Origin of the sequence: Gilliamella sp. Pas-s25 (assembly GCF_009795885.1) — a bacterium.
GTDB lineage: Bacteria > Pseudomonadota > Gammaproteobacteria > Enterobacterales > Orbaceae > Gilliamella.
This window is the reverse complement of the sequence record NZ_WTEV01000068.1, coordinates 1-1,334: the sequence shown is the minus strand read 5'-3', so window position 1 is coordinate 1,334 and position 1,334 is coordinate 1. Positions and strand designations below refer to the sequence as shown.

Annotated in this window: 2 protein-coding genes and 1 pseudogene; all 3 read left to right on the top strand. The window is 31.6% G+C overall.

All coding sequences use genetic code 11. From position 1 onward, the window contains the following. A pseudogene (locus GQ593_RS13295) lies at positions 1 to 539 on the top strand (hypothetical protein); the annotation flags it as partial. An 88-nt stretch (positions 540 to 627) separates the two neighbouring features. Then, a complete protein-coding gene (locus GQ593_RS13290) occupies positions 628 to 1,011 on the top strand; it encodes a hypothetical protein (RefSeq protein ID WP_143421897.1) in 384 nt (127 codons plus the stop codon). Positions 1,012 to 1,052: 41 nt separating this feature from the next. After that, a complete protein-coding gene (locus tag GQ593_RS13285) occupies positions 1,053 to 1,319 on the top strand; it encodes a hypothetical protein (RefSeq protein ID WP_160432458.1) in 267 nt (88 codons plus the stop codon). Positions 1,320 to 1,334: the final 15 nt, after the last annotated feature.

Genomic DNA, 1,334 nt, shown 5'->3' with positions numbered 1-1,334 from the left:
GCCATTGTTGTTACCTTCTCTTATTTTTAGTTTATCATAACAATGACCTTATAAAACTGGTACTAATTAGTGTAGCCGATCCAGAAAATAGCGTTTTTGATTACGATTCGCCTGATGATCAAGTTTCAGGTATTACAACAGCAGAAAATCTTAAAACATGGTTTGAAAATTCTGGTGCTAAAATTTTATACAGCATCAATATAAGTTTAATTGATCAGATCCGGGGGCCACATTTAACTTTACAAGATTTATGTCGTTTAAATTCTTATATTAGCCCTGAAACACATGTTGTTGTATTAATAACAGCAAAAATGATTACTAATCAGGGTATTTTAACAACTAAAAACCACTGGATAGTTTGGACAGATAAATTAAAATTACACAATGGTCTGGAAATAACAGAACAAACAGCAATAACTGAAAAGGTTCAGCTTGAACTATTTTCATGGGGCAAGGTAAAAAAATGGTGGACCTCAAAAACTTTAGGTGAAATTATGGAATACTCCTTCGCAGCTATGGTGGTAAGTAAAATTCCTTAGATAAAACATATATGGCAATAAAATAAATGGTAAAGTGTTTAAGACACACTTATTTTTAATAAAAATTCAATTAATCGCAATAAACCATATGAAAAAATCACGATATTATTTAATGTTAATCGTTAACTTATTTTTAGTTCTTTCACTTACTGGGTGTTTTTGTAGCGGAAAATTTGAAGTGCTATCTGAATCTTTACCCAATGCCGCTTTTGGTAAACCTTATTATGCTGAAATAAATATTAATGTTGGTGTAGTTCGCAGTGATTCCTATCATATTAAACCTGAAAATTCAGGGCTTGAGCTATCTCCATCCTATTTTGATTGGAATAATTCATATAATGATTTCACCATAAAAGGAACGCCTAAAGTGAACGGAACAATTAGTATAGAATTTACAGGAACTACTTATGTAACTATGCATTGTCCGGCTAGTCAGTTTAAAAAAATTTATACTATCAAGGTTGAGGAATAGCTTTTTATATCTCTATAAATTATATGAAAAAATTAAGGGAAATGGTATCACACTTTATCGCTCAAAAAATATTTATGGCAAGGGCAGGACTTGAGCCAGAAGTAGTTAACGGTGGCATGCATAAATATTACATCCGTCGGACTTGGATTGACAGAATAAAACAATTAAACATTGATAATCGAATGTTTTCAGGTCCTTTTCCGAAAGTAGAGCAAAAAGGTATTAGGGGTGGATCGGTTACACTAATTCATACAACTTTTTTAAGGGGTAAGGTAAACTTATCACCACTAAAAAAGGAACAAATATGAATAAGATTAAACGCA

Coding starts and splice junctions, on each gene's coding strand:
- GQ593_RS13290 (WP_143421897.1), top strand. CDS start 628: ATGAAAAAATCACGATATTATTTAATGTTAATCGTTAACTTATTTTTA.
- GQ593_RS13285 (WP_160432458.1), top strand. CDS start 1,053: ATGGTATCACACTTTATCGCTCAAAAAATATTTATGGCAAGGGCAGGA.